Annotated in this window: 13 protein-coding genes and 1 pseudogene; 8 read left to right on the forward strand and 6 right to left on the reverse strand. The window is 42.5% G+C overall.

Annotation, left to right across the window (positions count from 1 at the left end; translation table 11 throughout):
* The 3 genes and pseudogenes from HWQ37_RS26115 to thrS form a co-directional block, all read right to left on the reverse strand.
* Positions 1–273, reverse strand: a pseudogene (locus HWQ37_RS26115) (hypothetical protein); the annotation flags it as partial.
* A gap of 245 nt (positions 274–518) precedes the next feature.
* Positions 519–854, reverse strand: coding sequence for a XisI protein (locus HWQ37_RS26120; protein WP_292752907.1), 336 nt, complete (start codon positions 852–854; stop codon positions 519–521).
* A 154-nt stretch (positions 855–1008) separates the two neighbouring features.
* A complete protein-coding gene (thrS, locus tag HWQ37_RS26125; protein ID WP_292752910.1) occupies positions 1009–2889 on the reverse strand; it encodes a threonine--tRNA ligase in 1881 nt (626 codons plus the stop codon).
* A gap of 594 nt (positions 2890–3483) precedes the next feature.
* Between thrS and HWQ37_RS26130 the strand changes: the two genes are divergently transcribed.
* From HWQ37_RS26130 to HWQ37_RS26145, 4 genes are all read left to right on the forward strand, one after another.
* Positions 3484–3801 carry a DUF2605 domain-containing protein gene (locus tag HWQ37_RS26130; protein WP_292752912.1) on the forward strand — a complete coding sequence of 106 codons (318 nt, stop codon included), beginning with the start codon at positions 3484–3486 and terminating at the stop codon, positions 3799–3801.
* Between the two features lie 307 nt (positions 3802–4108).
* Positions 4109–4438 carry a DUF2973 domain-containing protein gene (locus HWQ37_RS26135; protein WP_194045128.1) on the forward strand — a complete coding sequence of 110 codons (330 nt, stop codon included), beginning with the start codon at positions 4109–4111 and terminating at the stop codon, positions 4436–4438.
* Between the two features lie 405 nt (positions 4439–4843).
* A complete protein-coding gene (locus HWQ37_RS26140) occupies positions 4844–5257 on the forward strand; it encodes a RusA family crossover junction endodeoxyribonuclease (protein WP_292752920.1) in 414 nt (137 codons plus the stop codon).
* Positions 5257–5937, forward strand: a complete 681-nt coding sequence (locus HWQ37_RS26145) for a hypothetical protein (RefSeq protein WP_292752922.1) — start codon at positions 5257–5259, stop codon at positions 5935–5937. Before HWQ37_RS26140 ends, HWQ37_RS26145 begins: the two co-directional genes overlap by 1 nt.
* A 109-nt stretch (positions 5938–6046) precedes the next feature.
* On the opposite strand, the gene HWQ37_RS26150 is transcribed toward HWQ37_RS26145, so the two are convergent.
* Entirely contained in the window at positions 6047–8338 is a 2292-nt protein-coding gene (locus HWQ37_RS26150) for an amylo-alpha-1,6-glucosidase (protein ID WP_292752925.1), read from the reverse strand.
* 1105 nt (positions 8339–9443) lie between these two features.
* On the opposite strand from HWQ37_RS26150, the gene HWQ37_RS26155 reads away from it, so the two are divergent.
* From HWQ37_RS26155 to trpE, 3 genes are all read left to right on the forward strand, one after another.
* Positions 9444–11453 (forward strand): DICT sensory domain-containing protein, encoded by a 2010-nt coding sequence (locus HWQ37_RS26155; RefSeq protein ID WP_292752928.1) that lies wholly within the window; start codon positions 9444–9446, stop codon positions 11451–11453.
* A 259-nt stretch (positions 11454–11712) separates the two neighbouring features.
* Positions 11713–12135, forward strand: a complete 423-nt coding sequence (locus tag HWQ37_RS26160) for a photosystem I reaction center subunit II PsaD (RefSeq protein WP_292752930.1) — start codon at positions 11713–11715, stop codon at positions 12133–12135.
* 145 nt (positions 12136–12280) lie between these two features.
* Positions 12281–13801: an anthranilate synthase component I gene (gene trpE / locus HWQ37_RS26165; protein WP_292752942.1), complete on the forward strand. Its 1521-nt coding sequence runs from the start codon at positions 12281–12283 to the stop codon at positions 13799–13801.
* 552 nt (positions 13802–14353) lie between these two features.
* On the opposite strand, the gene HWQ37_RS26170 is transcribed toward trpE, so the two are convergent.
* The gene (locus HWQ37_RS26170; protein WP_292752933.1) at positions 14354–14593 is read right to left on the reverse strand and encodes a hypothetical protein; all 240 of its coding nucleotides are present in this window, start codon (positions 14591–14593) and stop codon (positions 14354–14356) included.
* A gap of 69 nt (positions 14594–14662) precedes the next feature.
* Complete coding sequence (locus HWQ37_RS26175; protein ID WP_292752936.1) at positions 14663–14875, reverse strand: chlorophyll a/b-binding protein; 213 nt, start codon at positions 14873–14875, stop codon at positions 14663–14665.
* 901 nt (positions 14876–15776) lie between these two features.
* On the opposite strand from HWQ37_RS26175, the gene HWQ37_RS26180 reads away from it, so the two are divergent.
* Positions 15777–16739, forward strand: a complete 963-nt coding sequence (locus tag HWQ37_RS26180) for an orange carotenoid protein N-terminal domain-containing protein (RefSeq protein WP_292752939.1) — start codon at positions 15777–15779, stop codon at positions 16737–16739.
* Positions 16740–17171: the final 432 nt, after the last annotated feature.

Below are 17171 nucleotides of genomic sequence, written 5' to 3' on the forward strand. Positions count from 1 at the left end.
ATTATCGCGGTTATAACGGCGATCGTTATCGCGGTTATAACGGCGATCGTTATCGTCACGAATGTTGCGAAGCTCGTTCTGGCGGTCATAGTCACCATTTCTGTAGTGGCGACTATGACGTTCGTAGTTACCATCATCGTTGCGTTCATAGCTGTAGCTATCTGACTCAGCAAGATAAGATGCTGGTGTATTAGCATCAGCTTTTGGAGAAATAGCCAAAGCTGATGCAGATGCTATCAAGCCGGCTAGCAAAATAGAGGTAAAGCGGTTCATGATGTGACTCAAAAATTGTTGATAGTAATTTATGCAAGTCCAGTCTGTTTAGGAAAAGCAGATTCCACAAGTCTTTAAATCAATCCTAACAGTGTTGAATAACTCGAAAAGTTTTCTTGGGTGCGGTGGTTGAGAAAAGTTTTGTTATCTGTGATACTTTCTGACCTGCCAAATCCCATAAAAAGTTAAAATTAAAATGAGTCTTTGAACTGGATGAATCCACCTCGAAAATTTAAATTGAATTTCTAAGCGACAGCAAATCCGGTATATTTTCTAACGTTAGGTTCGTGAAATCCTAAAACAATATCTTCTTTAGGGATACCGGCTTGAAGGAGTTCATTCGCAATACCATTTTCAGTATTATCGGACTGAATCCAAACTTTACCGTCAATTATTTCGATATGAATTAAACAGCTATGCAGGTGTTGTTTATTGTCCCAGCCCTCAGAAATAATTAGATATTGATCGTTTTCTGAGTCAAATGCGGCTCGATTACGTATATTAGCATTTGCATAGGAAATATTGAGATATGCTGCAAGTGTGTTACGGATTACATTTCGGTAACGATCTAGTTTATCCATTTGGTAAGCATTAGACGTAGGTTGGGTGGAGAGGAAGCGCAACCCAACATATATCAGGATGTTGGGTTACGCAAAGCCTCCACCCAACCTACAATTTTTTTGCTGTGAATTTTTGAGGCTAGGAATTACCCAGCCTACTGTTTGCTATTTGAAATTAATCTGCGTTTGTGACATCGATTTGAAGATTATCGAAGTTAGCGTTGGCGTAGCCCGCCGTAGGCATCGCTTTTTGTAATTTATCCAAAACTTGATCCACAGAAATATTACCTAAGTCCCCAGAGGCGCGGGTACGTATACTCAAAGTGTTGGTTTCCACTTCCTTCGCTCCCACCACTGCCATCACAGGTATTTTTTCTTTCTCTGCATTGCGAATCTGTTTACCCAAGCGATCGCCACTGGTATCAACTTCTGCACGGATGCCTAACGCTCTCATTTTCGCCACCACATCTTTAGCAAAATCTAGCTGCGTGTCACCCACCGGCAGTAATCTAGCTTGCACTGGCGCTAACCATAAAGGGAAATCACCGGCATATTCTTCAATTAAAATCCCAATCAACCTTTCCAGGGAACCAAAAGGCGCACGGTGAATCATCACTGGGCGTTTGCGAACCCCATCTTCGGCGACATACTCCAAATCAAAGCGTTCTGGCAAATTGTAATCTACTTGCACAGTTCCTAATTGCCATTCCCGATCTAAAGCATCACTGAAGATAAAGTCGAGTTTCGGTCCATAAAAAGCCGCTTCTCCAATACCTTCAAAATGTTCCATCCCCAAGGTTTCGACTGCGCGGCGAATTGCACCTTCGGCTTTGTCCCAAACTTCATCTGAACCGATGTACTTATCACTAGCAGGATCGCGGAAACTCAGTCGTGCTTTAAAGTTCTTCAGTTGCAGACTATTGAACACCGACAAAATCAAATCTACCACACTGAGGAATTCACTATCTAGCTGTTCTGGGGTGACAAACAAATGAGAATCATCCACAGTAAAACCGCGCACCCGTGTTAAACCGCCCAATTCCCCTGATTGTTCGTAGCGGTAAACAGTACCAAATTCCGCCAGTCGCATCGGTAGTTCCCGATAAGAGCGTAACTCACTCTTATATATTTGGATATGGAAGGGGCAGTTCATTGGCTTCATAACGAAGCCCTGTTCCTGTGCGGCATCTTCTTGATTATCTGCCATTAGTGGGAACATATCTTCTTTATATTTCTGCCAATGTCCAGAAGTTTTAAATAAATCTACTCTGGCGATGTGAGGCGTTACTACAGATAAATAACCCCGTTTTAACTGTTCCTGTTTAAGGAAGTCTTCTAAAGTACTCCTTAACACAGTGCCTTTGGGTGTCCACAAAGGTAAACCCGGCCCTACTAAATCAGAAAATATAAATAATCCCAGTTCCTTACCTAGTTTCCGATGATCTCGCCGTAGCGCTTCTTCTTTGCGTCGCTTATATTCAGCCAGTTGTTCTGGACTTTCCCAAGCGGTGGCATAGATGCGTTGTAGTTGGGCTTTAGTTTCATCCCCACGCCAATAAGCGCCAGCAACGCTTTCTAGTTCAATTGCTTTTGGGTTTAATTCACTGATATTTTCCAGGTGAGGCCCCGCACACAAATCCCACCATTCATTCCCCAGGTGGTAAATTGTGATTGGTTCATTTTTGATATCTGCCAGAATTTCTAGCTTGTAAGGTTCCTTAATTTCCTGAATCCGACGTTCGGCTTCTTCGCGGCTGACTTCTTCCCGAATTACTGGCAATTTACGATTGATAATCTTCACCATCTCTTTCTTGATGGCTTTGAGATCGTTCTCGCTAAAAGGTTCTGGATTGTCGAAGTCATAGTAAAAACCGTTTTCAATCCAAGGACCGATTGTAACTTGTGCCTTGGGAAACAGCTTTTGTACTGCCATTGCCATTACATGGGAAGCAGTGTGGCGAATCTTTTTTAAGTTCTCCGATTCGCTGGTACGCGGTAAATAAATTTTTTCAACTTGTTCTAACTGTTCTGACTGATTTGATGAATTTGGCGACATTGGCTGCTGAACCGTTGGCGAAGTGATTACAAAAGTTGATTTATCTGAATTTGTAGGCTTATTCAACTATAACGACTTTGGTTAACTAGTCATTGGTCATTGGTCATTGGTCATTTGTCATTTGTTATTGGTCATTGGTGATACCCCATCCCTTGCAATGCCATAAGCAGTTTGACAAAGCTTACCGTAAACTTGCTTTGACGGTGGGCAGAAAAACTTTGTCTTTCATCGGACTCATTCAAACCATCTTAAAGAGTGGGCGTGCTTTCTCTTGGATTAATGACTAATGACTAATGACGATAAAGATAAATTTTTGATTTTTTACCTAAGTGTCAAATTCAGGATTGCCCGCGTAGGCGTAGCCCGTCGTAGACATCGCTAAATTATCTGACGAATTGCAACTCGATGGCATATATACCTATAGATGCCTGTCCAAAGGCACTGTACAAACTGGATGTCAAGACTATATAATAAATTTTGTATTCTTTGTTACAAAATTTTACATCTAGAACATTATGAGAGAAACCTAAAAAGTGTTAAGAAACGTAAATAACGTTAATATTAGTAAGCAAGTTTGAAATATACCTCTCATTTATGTCAGACTCGAATTTACCAGGGAGTGAGTTGCTGAAAACGGTTTTAGAACCCCTGCTAGAAGATTTTCAGCATTGGTTTGTGCGATCGCGCCATTTACTCGAAACTGAGGAACTATCATTTATGAGTGACCAAGAGCAATCTGACTTGCTCTTGCGAGTTAAGCAAGCGCAAGATGAACTAAATACGGCGAAGATGCTATTTAATGCAACTGATAAACAAGTCGGCATTGATATGGCAACGTTAATGCCTTGGCATGATTTAGTCACAGAATGCTGGAATGTCGCAATGCGCTTTCGTCAAGGACGTGAAGTCTAAGCACTAAATTTCGACAGACTACTTAGCAATCTCTTTTGACTTACCAAGGAAGCGTCTACGCAAGATGGTAAATCAGTCGTTAAAAAGATAGTAGAGAATTCTTAACAATTTCTTAACATTATCTGGATTAACAAAATAATGTATCCTATGCTACCGTAAGTGAAATAACGGTTGACAAATAGCTTCATATAAATGTAAGCGCATGAAATGTGCGTAGAATACTCGTCTTAACTGTGATTCACAGGCTCGGCGAAACAAAGCGTTACAAAATAAAGTTTTAAAAATTGCTGCTCTGGAGGAAAATCCAATGTTACATCTGCTTTACATTCTTGCTTTTACAATCCTTGCATTTATAGCTGTTGGCAACTTAATTCGTAACCTGATTATGTTCAGTTTTGATCGGGAGCGAACCTACCCGACGAATTCCTCGCCAATGAATAACCAAGGTAACTATGGTTATTATTCATCAAAGAAACAGTTTGTACCCCATCCAGAATTATTAGATAGCGCGGGCAACTTAATTAAAGAGCCACTTTTGGTAATGCGTTCAATTAACGTTGAAGATGCGCGTCAACATCTCGATGCACTTTACGAAGCATCCCCAGGACATAAAAGAGACAATTCCGAAGAAGCATAACGTAGAGACGCGATTAATCGCGTCTGTTAGGAATTTGGGTGTAAATGATTGTTGTTTTTACATCCTTAATTTTTTTTAATAGAAATTTATTACCATCCTGAAATTTGAGGCGATCGCATCACTAGGGTGAAAAGTTAATATTGTGTTGTCCACTTGACACAGGTTTAAGTTTTTATGAGTGAAAAAGAAGCCGTTATTGAATTGTTGACACTCCCCGAATTTCTAATTCGGGGAGTGTCAAATTTGGGCAAGCCGTAGAAGCTTTCTTCGATCCGTTTCTAGTGGTGGTTGATGCAAGCCGCAACGATAAACACCGGGATGCTGTGATTGGCTTGGATAAACTATCTGCTTGTGTTCGAGGTTACTAGCATAAAATAACCTACGATCTATTATTTAAGAAGTGCATTGACCAGATTTGAGTTCATAGTAAATGGGCGACCAGTATCACAACAGGCTCGTAAGCGCGGTAAGGGGAATAGGCTTCAAGATTGGAAAAAGACAGTGCGACAAGAAGCTGAAAAATACTGGTCTTCGGAACAAAAAACAGCTACTGGGTTGGTCATGCTCCAGATAACCTATTTCTATGATTCTGTTCAAATAGATATAGACAATATAGTGAAGCCTATTCAAGATGCAATTAAAGGATTAGCCTACGTCGATGATAATCAAGTAAGCGATCTCCTAGTTAGAAAGAGGAATTTGTCAGGTAACTTTAGAATAGAAAACATGACTTCGACATTGGCGGAAGGCTTTGCTAGTGGCAATGAGTTCTTACATATTGTCGTAATTGATGCTCCTAACCAGGAGGTAATTATTTGATGGAAACTCCAACCGCAAATTTAGAAAGAGAGCGATTACTGAAACTAGCAGAGGAGTATAGTGAAAAGGGTTACGAAGTTTTTTTTCATCCAAATCCAGAAGACTTGCCAGACTTCCTTAATAACTATCGCCCCGACATGATAGTACGTCGGGGAGAAGAAAATGTAGTTATTGAAGTCAAGTCACGCTCCTCACTTAACTCTTCTTCTAATCAATACTTAGGTAATTTAGCTCAAGCGGTAGAAAAACATCCTGGTTGGAGATTTGAATTAGTAATGACCAACCCGGAGGATACAACGTATTCTCCCAAAGCAGAGGCTTCTCTTCAAGAACATGAAATAGAATCACAGTTGCAAGTAGCAAGGCAACTTACAATGCAACATCCAGAATCAGCTATCCTATATTCTTGGTCTTTGGTAGAAGCAACTTTGAGACTTATTGCCCAAAAAGAAGAGCTAAGTTTAGAAAGATTTGATCCACACTACTTAGTAAAGCAATTAGCAACAGAAGGTGTAATTTCAACATCTGAGTATCAGTTACTAATGAATGCACTACCATTACGTAATTCTATTGCTCATGGCTTCAAAACTACACAACTTACGCAAAATTCTGTATCTGAATTGATCGAGCTTACAGAGCAGCTTTTGAGAACCCTACACACTGGCGATGAAGTAGGCTAACACTGGATTGTTGGAATGGGTGGCAGTGCGCGCGATGTCTATGACGGGCGTAGCTGCGGCACCAAGCATAAAATAGGGAGTGGGTAATTTATCACTCCCTACTTCCTTTCTAAGCTTCAATAACTACCCGCAAATTGCCCCGTTTTTTCGCAACGCGACAAGCAGTCGTAGTCCCAGAACGCTCGAATTCCAAATCGAGGATGGTGGGGCCGACTCGCAAATTATGAAATGACAGACGATTAATCGATTCTGGTAAAGCGGGGTCGATTATTCGTAAGCAGTTATTTTGAGCATCAGGCACTAAATTAACCATCATTTGCAGTAGTTGGAAAATACTGCCCGTAGCCCAAGCTTGGGGAGTGCAAGCAACCGGATACTGCACAGGAGCATTATCACCGTTCCGTTCGTAGCCGCAGAAAAGTTCTGGAGGACGTTGATAGGGTTGTTGCTCTGTCATGTCGAATAAACCTTGAAATATTTCTAAAGCTTGATCGATAAGACCGAGCGATCGCAATCCCATTGCAATCAGAGCGTTATCATGAGGCCAAACCGAACCAATGTGATAACCCATCGGATTATAAGCGGGTGACAAACTACTTAGAGTCCGAATGCCCCAACCATTAAACATATCTGGTGCCCGCAACCGTTCTGCCACACTATGAGCTTTTTCGTCTGTGAAGAGTCCCAAATGCAGACAATGACCGGGATTTGAGGTAATACTATCTACCGGCTTGCCATCTCCATCCAAAGCCAGAGCGCAGAAATCTTGGTCTTCTACCCAAAAATCTCGATTAAACCGAAGCTTAAGATTTCTCGCCTCTTCTTGCCAACGATCTGCTAAATCAAGCCGCTTCTTCATCCTAGCTATTTCTGATAGGCGCGTTTTTGCAGCATAGACGTAAGCTTGCACCTCACAAAGGGCAATTGGCCCGTTGGCTAATTCTCCCTTGCGGTCTACAATACAGTCGCCAGAGTCTTTCCAGCCTTGGTTAGCAAGACCGCGTTTCGATGTCCGAAAGTAACTCAGGTAACTGGTTTGTTTCATATTGCGATCGATCCAATCCATTGCAGCTAGAGCATTCGGCCAAAGTTGCTCTAGAAGTTCTCGATCGTGAGTCCAAGCATAATGTTCGGCATAGAGCAGCAGCCACAAGGGAGTGGCATCTACAGTACCGTAGTAAGGTGTATGGGGAATTTCTTGACAACGAGCCATTTCTCCCAAACGTAACTCGTGCAAAATCTTACCTGGTTGCTCCTCGCGCCATTCGTCGTCAATTTTACCTTGGTATGTCGCCAGTAATATCAGGGTTTCTTTGGCGATTTGCGAGTTTAACATCAGGCTTTGAGAAGCTGTAACCAGCGAATCTCGCCCAAATAATGTCGAAAACCACGGCACGCCGGCGGAAACAGTCTTATGCTTACCAAAAGATTGGCGCAACAAATACATATCTTGTTCAGCCCGCTCAATCACTCGATTGAAGGTACTCTTATCTGAGCTAATGCGGGTAATTTGCTGTACCCAGTTTTGCTCCTCCATTAGTTCAGCAGCTTTCGCCTGTCCTAATGTAGTGGCGGCGCTGACAGTAGAACTGGACTGGTTGTTTCTCAACATATTCACTCGGTAGCCCAGCTTTTGAGTTTCGTGAGAAGCCAACTCTAGCTGCCAAACCGCAGTGTAACCCTTAAAATAGTCTGGTTGCCGATGCTGGAATAAAATTCGGGATTCCATCACCGAGCCATCCAAACCTTGATAGGCGAGTGTTAAGGATTCTTCTCTAGAGACAGATGGCTCTTTAGGTACTGGTGCAACGCCATCGACCTGAGAAAATGTTCCTTCCTCAGCCGTCGGTTCTACTAGGCGTAAAAGCCGACCTCGTTTTTCTCTGTCATAGCCCCGGACTTCAAATAAATCTACAAAATCCGCATCAAAGCTGATGGTTAGTTCAAAATTGACAGTTGTTGTGCTGTAGTTAGATACTTCTATTTCTTCAAATAGTGCCCCATTCAGCACGATTTCTCGGCGTATGCCGATAGTTTCAGCTTTCAGGCGATCGTCGATTCTGGGAGTAGTACACAAAACTGAGAGTGAAAAGCCTTTCTCCGCAGTACTACTGAGGAGTACAGGCGATCGCCCTTCAATTTGCAACTCCAAGCGATTGAGAAATCTCGTATCACAACAAAACAGTCCCATGCTGGGATTACCATCGTTGAGGGAACAGCCAGAAATATTCCCGATAGTATCTGTCACAAAAAATAAATCATCATCTTTAACCGTCAGTGTCGGTTGCGATCTTTCAGCCACAACACAAGGCCACTCCGGGATAGGTAATTGTTCGGCAGGAATAAAAGTTTTTCCATCCAGAAAAATCTTTTCTGGAGTAATTAGCGTATCCGGTGTCATTAGACAAAGTTCCGTGTACAGGTCTATGTTTTTGTGGTCTTTTGAGTAGAAGTCTTTTATCCAAGAGGCTAAGAGGCAGAGGGGAAAGAAGAAATACTCTCTTGCTTTGGAACAGAGCAACTAAATTTATTTATATCCATCCTCACCACTTCCCCAAAAAAGACACTCTTTAAAACTCGTTTGAGCCATTCGAGCCAAGACAATCCTGACATATTGCTGACAAAATAGCAGCGCTCATATCCATCTAACCAAATCTTGTTGAAGAAGCCAGGAGGAAGACTGCCCTCAACAAGAACTGCCTTCGTCGATGAATTTATATTTTATAAGTGTCAGGTCAAGACTGAAAACTGAGGATTTTGAGATAATTTATTAATCGTCGAACTTTCAAAGACACAAGATATATAGTATACTCAGCAAAAATCTGAAACTTACAGTTTTTGTTGGTATAGAGAATATTTATTATTTACTAGTAGTCTGTCAAATTCATTTTGACGGTTAGAGAGACGCGATAAATCGCCGTCTCTACAGGGAATTTATCCGTCAATTAGTTCTTGACAGACTACTAGTATACGATTTTGTTTAAATATCTTTGGTATTTGATTAGACTAATTTATGAGAATTAATTAATTGATTAAATTTAATCACTAATCATAGATTAAGTTATGTAAACGTCGCAATCATAGTTTTTGGGTAAGAAAATTTCTTTAGCGAGCATAAATCAACGTCGGGAAAGTAGGCAATGTCTACGACGGGCTACTTTCCCGACTCATGGACTATCAATTTACCGCCCGTAGTTATTAGCGAACACATTAGTTAAAACTATACAGTCATTAATATTTTAGTACTTACTCTTGAAAGATTTGACCTGTGCAAGCAAAAGTATCAGTTGCCCTGAATGTATATTGGGCGTAGTAGGTTGTCAATCAACAAATCAAGTTGTATCGCCCCTTAGTTAGTAACAAAATGTTGCGACTGGTTGGGTGAAAAGCGCTTTTTAGCGTTCTTTACATATTGCAACTGTCTATTTAACTTGAGAGTCCCTTGGAATTTGTACAATGCAGCTGTGACGTGGATCTGATCGAGGTTGAGCGTTTAACAATAATTCATGAGCATTTCGACTTCTGTGCTGAGTGATCTGCTAAAGTCCCTACCCTACTTGCGGCCCCAGCTATATTTTAAGGCTTCACTAACGGCGCTCTCCCACGCGATGGAAGATCAAGTTTTGGCTGCGACTTTAGCCCAACCCCTTGTAATTGCTAGTTTTCAGCGAGAGCGATTCTACCGCCAAGAAGCTCATCGCTATGAACGGCTTGCCTTGCGAAGTAATCAAATATACGTATTATCTGCTCCAGAAACGGATTTCACCAACAGTTCGGAACACTACGAAAAAGTGGCTTTTGAGCCAATGGATGGCTTAAGTCAGGAGTGGCATTTGGTAGTGATTGCTGATAATTACGCGACTTGTCTGGTTTGCCGAGAAAACCTTGGTTCTATTGCCAAAAACAAGCAACTACCGGAACTAAGCCCTAATCTGGATATAGACACAGCCCGAAGATTTGAGGGAATTTGGACATCGGAAAGGGGAGCTAGCCTTAAAGCAGCCGAATTGCTGTTAGACAGAATTTTGGTTTATAGACCAGAACTGAGAAGTAAAATTGAGGAGGCGCGTCAGAGGTTTGGCATCGGGCAGCCGCGAAACCACTCTGGAGCCGAACAAGTAAACGAATATGCCTGTGATATCGATACAGATCCCTTTGTGCAGCGCTTAGTAACTTATTTGCAAGCTAGTCAGTATAAATTGCACAAAGCCTACCGTTCCATTGCTGCCCAAGCACGAAAAGAACGATTAGTCAACTCAATTAGTACTGCCATTCGGCGATCGCTCGATCCTCACGAAGTTCTCCAGGTGGCGGCACAAGAATTAGGGCAACACTTAGAAGCTTGTCGCTGTTTAATTTACCGCGCTCAAGCTACAGATAGCCAAGCCATAATTGAACACGAATTTTTGAATCCCGGTGTTTTATCTGTTTGTGGGCAAACCTGGGAGTTAGAGAAAAATTCCCTATTTCGGGACATCGTGGATCAAGGCGAAGGTGTTTGTGTGAGTGATACGCTGAGTGACCCCCGTGTTACCAAATCGCCAGGACTTTCCACGATCGCCAAAAAGTTTGCCATTCGTTCTTGGTTGATGGAACCAGTATTCTATCAGGGGCGATTGTTGGGTATTGTGGAGTTACATTATTGCCGGATGCCACCCCACGAGTGCCAACCTGGGGAATTGGATTTGGTCGAAGCGATCGCTACCCAAGTAGGAGCCGCTCTCATCCAAGCGGAAGCTTACGCTAATCTAGAAGAACTTAACCAGCAGCTAGAAGCCCTAGATCGCACCCGCAGCAACCTCATAGCCATTACGGGACACGAACTGCGTACCCCCCTATCCACAATTCAAGTGTGCCTAGAAAGTCTCGCCACCGAACCGGATATGCCCTTGGAGTTGCAGCAGGTTATGCTCAACACCGCTCTCTCCGACTCAGAGCGGATGCGAAAACTGGTACAAGATTTCCTCACACTTTCTAACTTAGAAAGCGGTCGAGTCGAATGGCATCCAGAATCACTCAGCTTACAAGAATGTGTGGATTTAGCACTCAGCCGAAATCGCACCCGTTCTTCAACGGAAAAGCCGCCCCAAATCAAAACTCAAATTGCCGAAAACCTACCTCTGGTAAGAGCGGACGGTGATTGGTTAGTTGAGGTATTGGCAAAACTCATGGACAATGCTTTTAAATTTACGCCACCCCAAGGAGAAATTACGATTAAAGCGATTTACAACAGCCGTAAACTAGTCGAGGTAACTGTAGCTGACACTGGACGCGGCATTGAACCGAATCGCTTAGAAGTAGTTTTTGACCGCTTCTATCAAGAAGAAGGAGCGCTGCGCCGCACTACCGGCGGGACTGGACTTGGTTTAGCAATATGCCGTCAAATTGTTAATGGCTGGGGTGGCGAAATTTGGGCAGAGTCAACCGGCAAAGACCAGGGTAGTCAGTTTCACTTCACTATCCCGATTGTTCAGAATAGCCAAGAGGAAAAGCGGGTAAAAGTCAAAAATAGATAGGATTTGGGCATTGGGAAGAGGACAAGGGGACAAGGGGACAAGGGGACAAGGGGACAAGGGGGACAAGGGAGACAAGGTAGCAATCTTTCTCCCTTGTCTCCCCCCTCTCCCCAATCCCCATCCCCAGAAGATTAGTTTTTAACAAATGACAAAGAACAAAGGATAAAAGACTAAAAACTGTTACAGTCTATGACGCGATCGCAATATGATCGTGGTTGCGGTGTTAGGATTCCCTAAAAACGTTGAGAGAATCATCTTTATGGCAGAAACACTCTCTGGACAAACCCCGCTATTTGCTGGCAGCACTGGTGGCTTGCTAAACAAAGCAGAAGTTGAAGAAAAGTACGCTATCACTTGGACTAGCCCGAAAGAGCAAGTTTTTGAATTGCCTACAGGTGGTGCTGCTGTTATGCGGAAAGGTGAAAACCTGCTGTATATAGCTCGTAAAGAATATGGCATCTTTTTGGGCGGTCAACAACTTCGTAAACTCAAAATCACAGATTACAAAGTTTACCGGGTTTTACCCAACGGAGAAACCACCTTACTTCACCCAGCCGATGGTGTCTTCCCCGAAAAAGTAAATGAAGGTCGTGGAAAAGTGGGTTATGTCCCACGCGGCATTGGGCAAAACCCAAATGCATCACAACTCAAGTTTAGTGGTAAAGCTACCCACGACGTATAAGGACTAGGGGCTAGGGAAGAAGCAAGGGAGCAGGGAGCAGGGAGCAGGGGGAAAATTCCTCTCCTCTGCATCCTTCCCCCTGCCTCTTCTTCCCAATTCCCAATGCCCAATGCCCAATGCCTAATGCCCAATGCCCAAGCAATTTATGGTATTTCCCGATTTCTCCGAATTTTCTCAGCTAGCTCTACAAGGCAACTTTGTCCCGGTGTATCAAGAATGGGTGGCGGACTTAGATACGCCCGTATCCGCTTGGTATAAAGTCTGTGCTGGTCAGCCTTATAGCTTTTTGTTGGAATCGATAGAAGGTGGGGAAAAACTAGGACGCTATAGTTTAGTGGGCTGCGATCCGGTGTGGGTTTTGGAAGCAAGGGGCGATCGCACAACTCAAAAAAACCGCGACGGTTCGCAGGTGGTTTTTAGTGGCGATCCTTTTACAGCTTTAGCCGAATGTTTAGCACCTTATCACCCAGTAAAATTACCACAGCTACCGCCAGGGATTGGCGGTTTATTTGGGTTTTGGGGCTATGAATTAATTCAGTGGATTGAGCCGCGTGTGCCAATTTATCCACCAGATGAGCGAAATATCCCTGATGGGTTATGGATGCAGGTAGACCACTTATTGATTTTTGACCAGGTGAAGCGGAAAATTTGGGCGATCGCTTATGCTGATTTACGTGAAGAGAATGTAGATTTAAAAGCAGCATATCAACAAGCGTGCGATCGCGTCACCCAAATGCTCGAAAAGCTATCTCTACCCCTATCGCCGCAAAAAACTCAATTGGAATGGAATCCGCCAGGGAGCAGAGGAGCAGGGGAGCAGGGAGCAGAGGAGTATAAGAGTAATTTTAACCGCCCTGATTTTTGTGCCAGCGTTGAAAAGGCAAAAGATTATATCAAAGCAGGTGATATTTTTCAAGTAGTAATTTCCCAACGACTATCAACAACCTACACAGGCGACCCTTTTGCCCTTTACCGGTCGCTACGTCAGATAAATCCTTCGCCTTACATGGCTTACTTTAACTTCCAGGATTGGCAAATCATCGGTTCCAGTCCTGAAGTGATGGTGAAAGCCGAAACTGATGCCGATGGTGGAGTAATAGCAACAGTACGCCCAATTGCTGGGACACGTCCACGGGGTAAAACCACTAAAGAAGATGCAGCCTTCGCTCAAGATTTACTCCAAGACCCCAAAGAAATTGCCGAACACGTGATGCTTGTCGATTTAGGGCGGAATGATTTGGGGCGTGTTTGTCAGAGTGGTAGCGTCAAAGTTGATGAATTAATGGTAGTTGAGCGCTACTCCCATGTGATGCACATAGTTAGCAATGTTGTGGGTAAATTAGCACCTGGTAAAACAGCATGGGATTTACTGAAAGCTAGCTTTCCAGCAGGTACGGTAAGCGGCGCACCCAAAATTAGAGCGATGGAAATTATTCACGAATTAGAGTCTAGCCGTCGGGGTGTTTATTCGGGTGTGTATGGATATTACGATTTTGAAGGACAATTAAATACTGCGATCGCAATTCGCACAATGGTAGTGCATGATAATACAGTCAGCGTACAAGCCGGTGCAGGTTTAGTAGCTGATTCTGAACCAGAAAAAGAATACGAAGAGACGCTGAATAAAGCTAGAGGTCTATTAGAGGCGATTCGTTGTTTGCGTTGAACTGGGAATTGGGGATTGGGAAAGAGAAGGCAGGAGGCAGAATTTCTTTAATTTTGAATTTTGTTAGCGCAGCGTTAGCGAGTCCGCGATAGCGTAGCGGTAGCGAGTATTCGAGCGTCGCGTCATTTTGAATTGATTGCTCCCCAATCCCTATTCCTGCCTGTATAATTACTTTCGCATACAATTAATTGCACACTGATTTATGTTACTTAATTGTAAAACCGGGCTTGATATAAGTACAGTAACAGTTCGATCTGCTGTATGAGCATCCAGACCAGACTTTAAAAGTTGATGTACCAATACTCTTCTATTCTGAATTACATAGGTTTTACTTTGAACTGCAAGATATTTGGAAACCATTTGTGCTACTTCTAAGCCGACGTATCCACAATACCGTGACAAATTGGGAAGCTTTATAAATCCAATCAACATCAAACTTTTTCCAAAGCTAAACAGCGTTTTTTAAAGCTATTAAAAACCTAAAAGAAGTCCTGGTATCCTAATCCAAGACCTCTGTTGAAGTTACCACATATTAGCAATGAACAAACTCGCTCATCCTAATTGGCTGAAGTAAATTGACCAAATAATTCCAGTTACTCCAATGGCAACTAAAAGGTTAGTGAAAAACCTGCCGAACTCAATTTCTTGCCCCAATCCTTTATCATCTTGACCGGCAGTAAAAAACAATGACCAAGCTTGATTTGCATTGATAGTCTCAAAGTTGTTGAAAGCAGGTCTAAAAACAACTGGCCCAATTAAATCCTTTTTGGGATAATCAAAATCAGTTTTCATAAGTAAGTTTGCCTCTAAATTGCTTTATTCGTCAAGTGAAGAAAATTAAGAAATCTCAAAGTGTCTTCTTTAAAGGCTAGTTAGCCATCCAATCAAACCGTGTCCGGTAATAACTTCTACAGCTATGAGTGAAACAAAAGCCATCATTGCCAAACGCCCATTGAGTTTTTCGGCATATTTGGTGAATCCTATCCGTGGAGTTTCATCAACATAAACTTTGGGTTCAATCGCAAATCTATTGATTTGACCACGTTCGTTAATGGTAAAGCCTTTACTTGCCATTTTTGACTCTTTAGTTTTTACTCTCTGTAACCGAATGTTAACGATTGTAAATATTTTTTGCAACTGCTTGACACGAAAATAAAAGTAGTGAGAACCGTACTAAGCGAGTAGGGTATTTGGGATTTGTGCGAGAACTAGGCGATGAATCGCTCTCAAGACGAAAGACTAATTATTGTAGAGACGGCGATTTATCGCGTCTTTTTATTTTAAAGACGGCGATTTATCACATCTTTAACGATTATTGGAGGGGAACGCATACAAATTACTAATTGTATTAATTTAACATCAGTAAAACCTATTGTTTATATAAACAGAAGTTATCAAGATATAACTGAGAAGGTATTGCTTATTTGTAACAAACTTGTTATGTTTCTTTACGTAAAGACACAAAAACAGCATAAATGCGTTAAATCACCGTTAATCAAGGCTTTCTAAATAACCAAGACTTACGCACTGAGATCCCCCAACCCCCTTAAAAAGGGGGCTTTAGAAGTTCCCCCCTTTTTAGGGGGGCTAGGGGGGATTTAGGTTTCAGCTTCAGTGCGTAAGTCATAATAACTATGCACTTAAGCGTGCAATGTGCTTTGCCAAGGGACTTCCAAATAAAAAATATCCAATTAATTCTTGTGGGGTGGGCAACATGAGCGCCTAGTCCATAGTGCGGGCAAGATGCCCACCCCACAATATTGGATAATTTATTTCTTGGAGTTTGCCAAGTATCTAAACTCAACGGTAATACCATCACAATGCCTTTATTAGAGCTATGTTTACAACAGGCTGTCTAGTGATGCAAAAACTACTGAGTGCCTTTATTAACGGTTAAACGCATTTCCCCTTCGTCTTTGCACATTTGATTTTTCACATTCGGTAGAACTGTAATTTTCTTTTTGGAATTTCTGCTATGTCTTTTACCATCCAGTCGGCTCAAAGTATTTTTCCCGGCACCCTAGTTGCTGACGTTGTTCCAACCGTCGTCGAATCATTCTCTAAGCTCAATGCTGAAGATCAACTAGCATTACTTTGGTTTGCTTATACCGAGATGGGTAGAAGTATTACAGTTGCGGCTCCTGGGGCAGCAAACATGATCCTTGCACAAGGCTTGCTCGAACAAATTAAGCAGATGCCTTTTGAGGCTCAAACACAAGTCATGTACGACTTGGCTAACCGTGCTGACACTCCTCTGTGCCGTTCTTATGCATCCTTCACGGTGAACATCAAGTTGGGCTTTTGGTATCAGTTAGGAGAATGGATGGCTCAGGGAATCGTTGCTCCAATCCCACCAGGTTACAAGCTTTCTCCTAAAGCTGCCGATGTATTACAAGCCATCCGCAATGCAGATTCAGGTCAACAAATTACCATCCTACGCAATACCGTAATTAGCATGGGATTCGATCCGAATGCTCCTGGTAGTTACAAAAAAGTTTTAGAGCCAGTGTCTCCTCCCACTGCACCAGCATTTCGGACTAAAGTCACCATCGAGGGTGTCAACAATCCTACAGTACTTGGCTATATCAACAACATGAACGCCAATGACTTTGATGCTGCGGTTTCTCTGTTTACCTCCGAAGGTGCTTTGCAACCTCCCTTTGAAAGACCAATTGTTGGTCAAGACGCAATTCGCGCTTATATGCGTGAAGAATGTCAGGGACTGAAGATGCTCCCAGAGCGCGGCGTATCTGAGCCTGTGGAAGATGGCTATACCCAAGTTAAAGTAACAGGCAAAGTCCAAAGCCCTTGGTTCGGTGCCAGTGTGGGAATGAATATTGCATGGCGGTTTTTGCTAGATCCCCAAGGCAAAATCTTCTTTGTAGCGATTGACTTGCTGGCTTCTCCCAAAGAACTGCTGAACCTAGTACGTAAGTAGAGGGCTAGATTAGTTGCTGCTTAAGCGTGGATGAGTAAAGGAGCGTAGTACAATGTCTAAGCTAGTAATAAAAAGTTTGTAGTAAGCACTTTAGTGCTTAGAAAATCAAGGACTAAAGTGCTTACTACGAACTTGCTTACCTAGCAATTTACACTTGACAGACTAGTAAGCCTAGCCCGTCATAGACTCACTACCTCACCACGCTTAAGCAAAAAAACTGATGGCGGCTTTTTTAGTATGCTTATGCTGCGATCGCTATTCAAAACAAACGATTCCATCAGCGATCTTTTAAAGTCTCATAATATACTAAATTAGAATAAGTAGTACTGACTTCTAGAACCTTTCTCGCTCAAGAACATCTCAACTATTCTTTACTCGTTTATATTTAAATCACAATATCTCTTTGGATAGAGTAATAATTTAATCATCTAC

This window comes from Nostoc sp. NMS4 (genome assembly GCF_017115095.1).
GTDB lineage: Bacteria > Cyanobacteriota > Cyanobacteriia > Cyanobacteriales > Nostocaceae > Nostoc.